5 protein-coding genes are annotated in these 3,581 nt (G+C 65.7%); 3 read left to right on the top strand and 2 right to left on the bottom strand.

Annotated elements, in window-relative coordinates; genetic code table 11:
- The first annotated feature begins 308 nt into the window (after nt 1–308).
- Nucleotides 309–476, top strand: a complete 168-nt coding sequence (locus KDB67_RS09585) for a hypothetical protein (RefSeq protein WP_291015258.1) — start codon at nt 309–311, stop codon at nt 474–476.
- A 161-nt stretch (nt 477–637) separates the two neighbouring features.
- Here the strand turns inward: KDB67_RS09585 and KDB67_RS09580 are convergent, their stop codons facing one another.
- The gene (locus KDB67_RS09580; RefSeq protein ID WP_291015256.1) at nt 638–1,273 is read right to left on the bottom strand and encodes a hypothetical protein; all 636 of its coding nucleotides are present in this window, start codon (nt 1,271–1,273) and stop codon (nt 638–640) included.
- Between the two features lie 92 nt (nt 1,274–1,365).
- On the opposite strand from KDB67_RS09580, the gene KDB67_RS09575 reads away from it, so the two are divergent.
- Complete coding sequence (locus KDB67_RS09575) at nt 1,366–1,989, top strand: helix-turn-helix domain-containing protein (protein WP_291015254.1); 624 nt, start codon at nt 1,366–1,368, stop codon at nt 1,987–1,989.
- A gap of 150 nt (nt 1,990–2,139) precedes the next feature.
- Here the strand turns inward: KDB67_RS09575 and KDB67_RS09570 are convergent, their stop codons facing one another.
- Entirely contained in the window at nt 2,140–2,739 is a 600-nt protein-coding gene (locus KDB67_RS09570; RefSeq protein ID WP_291015251.1) for a hypothetical protein, read from the bottom strand.
- Between the two features lie 69 nt (nt 2,740–2,808).
- Between KDB67_RS09570 and KDB67_RS09565 the strand changes: the two genes are divergently transcribed.
- Nucleotides 2,809–3,468: a helix-turn-helix domain-containing protein gene (locus KDB67_RS09565; protein ID WP_291015249.1), complete on the top strand. Its 660-nt coding sequence runs from the start codon at nt 2,809–2,811 to the stop codon at nt 3,466–3,468.
- The last annotated feature ends 113 nt before the right edge of the window (nt 3,469–3,581 follow it).

The raw sequence follows: 3,581 nt of genomic DNA, 5'->3' as shown, positions 1-3,581 counted from the left end.
GCAGTTGCTGTGACCGAAGCTCCGATGTTCGTGATCGACGCGAGTGGGGTCCGTCAGGAGTGCCGGAGGCCAACGAGTTTGTCGTTCGCCAGACCCTCTACTACACGTTCCGCACCAAGTCCGACCTACTCCAGAACCCCACGAGTGGGCGGTCCGCGACGACGGCCCGCACCCACACGAGTCGCAGTGGTGGCAGGCGGTCGAGACCGCGGACAACGTCCACGACGCGGTGGGGCATCTGGTCGCGGGCACAGTGCCGATCCTCGAGCGAGCGGCGCCGCTCGTCTGGGTGGTGCGCTCCGACCAGGATGCCCGGGCGACGTACGACTTCAACGAGAAACTACGCCGCGACCGCACTGGCGTCGAGCCACGGTGTCGGTGCCGTCGGCGACTACCTGGCTGTCGCCGCGGCCATCACCCTGGTGGCGCTGATCCTCTCACCCGAGACCCGCGACATCGAGCTCACCGGGATCTGATCGCACGTACCGGCCTTCCGGCCGGCACCTGCACAAACCTTGCTGATGGCTCCGGATTTCGGAGCCATCAGCAAGGTCTATGCGAAGTTCGTGCCGGCTTCGTTATCGGCCGTCATATCGCGGCGACGGGGGTATCCCACGCAGCCGAGATGCGTTGCACGTCAGCGCCGGTGCAGACCCTTGGCGACATCGAGCCCGAGGGGGATGAACAGAACGCTCCAGATGAGTAGGGCGACCTGACGGAGGCCGGGGTCGCCGGAGATGTTCGCCGGTGTGACCAGCGCAACGATCACCAGGCCAGTGGCGAAAACGACCCACCGCCACGGGCCCTGCCATACGCCGGCGCGCAAAACGGCGACCCCGCCCACGATCGCGCCGAGCGCGAACACGATGGACGAGATCCCGAAAAGACCGCTGACAGTCGCGGCCACGGATGAGTCGTCGGCCTCGTCGGCGATGAGTCCGCTCCAGACCTCCGCCACAGCGAGACCTACGAGTCCGAGAAGGGCGACCCACAGACCGACCCGCCCCGGCCTGCTGTTGCCAGGCGCGCCCAGGCGCAGGGCTCCGACGAAGCCGGCGCCCTGCATCAGGTGCATGAGGGCCAGCAGGACCGCCTCCACGACGAAGACCCCCCGCGTGTGGGGATAGCTCCACTGCGTCTCGGGGACGTCACCGACGTGGACCCCCATGAGGAGAGCCAGTGCCGTCCCGATCACGCCGGAGGCTGCGCAGGCCAGCCCAAGGCCACGTGTGGGGACTGAGTGTCGCTTCTGGCACGCAGTCGTATCACTCATGGTCGGTTCCTCGCTATCAAATCCCGTTGACCTGACTAGAGAGATACACTAGTGATAGTCACTAGTCAATTGGTGGGTCTAGAGTCCACTCCATGTCCCCGTCCCGCAAGGAGAAGGCCGCGGCGACGCGTCGACGGATGATGTCGGCTGCGTGCCGGGTGTTCAGCGAACGCGGGTACGGCGGGACAACGATGGAGGCCGTAGCAACGGAGGCCGGAGTCGCCGTCCAGACCCTCTACTACACGTTCCGCACCAAGTCCGACCTGCTCCAGGCCACCTACGAGTGGGCGGTCCGCGACGACGGACCGCACCCACACGAGTCGCAGTGGTGGCAGGCGGTCGAGACCGCGGACAACGTCCACGATGCGGTGGGGCATCTGGTCGCGGGCACAGTGCCGATCCTCGAGCGAGCGGCGCCGCTCGTCTGGGTGGTGCGCTCCGACGAGGATGCCCGGGCGACGTACGACTTCAACGAGAAGCTGCGCATCGACGGCAACCAGAAACTCATCGAGATGCTGGTCGCCAAACAGCCGCTCCGCGTCGGCCTCTCGCTCACTCATGCCCGCGACATCCTCCTGGCACTGACCGGACCGCAGCAGTACCAGCTGCTGATAAGCGAATATGGCTGGAGCCGTGAGGATTACGCCGAATGGGTAACCGGCGCCGTTCTCCGCGAACTCTTCGGGGTGGAGCCGGATTCGACCGAAACTCGGTAACCCCGAGCACCCCCGGCGTTGCCGCGAATGACACCGGCCCGATTGCCTCGGATACCGGCCGATGCGCGCTCGGCGGAATCCGCCCAACCGGCGTGGGCTATGGCTGATATGAACAGTGACACCCGAACGCTCAGATGAACACGCGAGCGCTCAATTCTGTTCTCGCGGCCACAGCGCCACGGCCAAGAACAGCCAGCACAGGCCCCATCCTGTGAGGACCGGAAAGTTTGGTTGTCCGGCTGCGGCGAAGCTCGGAAAAATCGCGACAAACGGGTACACCCCGCAAACAAGCGGAACCCACCGCCGCCAGGCCGACCACCTCCGGGCACGGAGTACATCGATGCCAACGACCAGCATTCCGGCACCGATGGCGATGGTTGCGATCGGGAACAGCGCCTTCTCGGCGACGTCGGAGTCGATGTTCAGGACCAGCTGCGCTACGGCTGACAGCACCCAGCCCGCGCCGGCGACCATGAGGGCGACGCGCACAACACGGCCGCGTCCCGCCGTCGTACTGCGCCGGAGTTCGATCACCGCGCCGAGCAGGCAGAGATAGGCGAGGCCGATCAGGACAGTCCGGAAGCCGAACCCGGGACTCCCTGCCTCCACCCTGTCCAACGTCTCCAACACCCCGCCGAGGGTTTGCAGCAGGGCGCCGAGCAGGGCGAGGAGGACGAGTGCGCGGCTCGATGCGCGTGGACTCGACGAGAGCGGTGTATCGGTCGGTACGTGTGCGGGCTGGGTGGTCATTACGCCTCCCGGCGAGGGTAAGTATTGGAGTCGCCCTTTAGTGGTTACCACTAAAGCTACGATGGGCGGGTGCGCGAGGTCAAGGCATCTGCAAACAAGATGGAGCAGCGTTCCGCCGAGACGCGCGCGCGCATCGTCCGCGCTGCCTACGACCTCTTCTGCGCACACGGCTTCCGTGCGACCACGATGGAGGCGATCGGTACGGCCGCGGGAGTCTCGGTGCAGACGGTCTATTTCCAGTTCCGCACCAAGAATCAAGTGCTTCAGGCGGTGCATGAATGGACCGTTCTCGGCGACGAAGGCCTGCCGCCGGAGCGTCAGTCCTGGTATCTCCACGCCCTCGCGCACCCGGAGGCCGGCACGCTCCTAGCCGCCGTCGTCGCCGGTACGGCATCCCTGAACGCGCGGATCGCGCCCACGCTGCCGATCTTTGCGACCCTGGCGAAGGAGCCGCAGGGCGACATCTATCGCGCATCACAGCGGCTCCGCCGTGACGGTATGGCGCGGCTCGCCGAGGAGTTGCGTGCACGCCAACCATTCCGTTCAGGGCTCACGTCCGAGCGAGCCGCCGACATCTTGGACTTCCTGATCGGACCCGAATCCTATGCCGCACTGGTGCTCGACGCGGGGTGGTCGGCCGCGGACTGGACAACCTGGGTATCGGACATCCTGCTCCACCAACTGTTCGATCGAGCCCGAGGGGATGAACAGAATACTCCAGACGAGTAGCGCGACCTGACAGAACGATTCACCTGGAACCGGCCGGTCGGCATCGCCGACAACATCGTCTTCCGATGACAACACACGAGTGGTTCACCGATGAACTGACGGCCGGTGAGAAG

This window comes from Gordonia sp. (in: high G+C Gram-positive bacteria) (assembly GCF_020438995.1).
Lineage (GTDB): Bacteria > Actinomycetota > Actinomycetes > Mycobacteriales > Mycobacteriaceae > Gordonia.
Note: the sequence above shows the minus strand (reverse complement) of the source record. Positions and strands in the feature narration are given on the sequence as shown.

Excerpts from the sequence above, each read along its gene's own strand:
- KDB67_RS09585 (WP_291015258.1), top strand. The coding sequence starts at position 309 with ATGCCCGGGCGACGTACGACTTCAACGAGAAACTACGCCGCGACCGCA.
- KDB67_RS09580 (WP_291015256.1), bottom strand. The coding sequence starts at position 1,273 with ATGAGTGATACGACTGCGTGCCAGAAGCGACACTCAGTCCCCACACGT.
- KDB67_RS09575 (WP_291015254.1), top strand. The coding sequence starts at position 1,366 with ATGTCCCCGTCCCGCAAGGAGAAGGCCGCGGCGACGCGTCGACGGATG.
- KDB67_RS09570 (WP_291015251.1), bottom strand. The coding sequence starts at position 2,739 with ATGACCACCCAGCCCGCACACGTACCGACCGATACACCGCTCTCGTCG.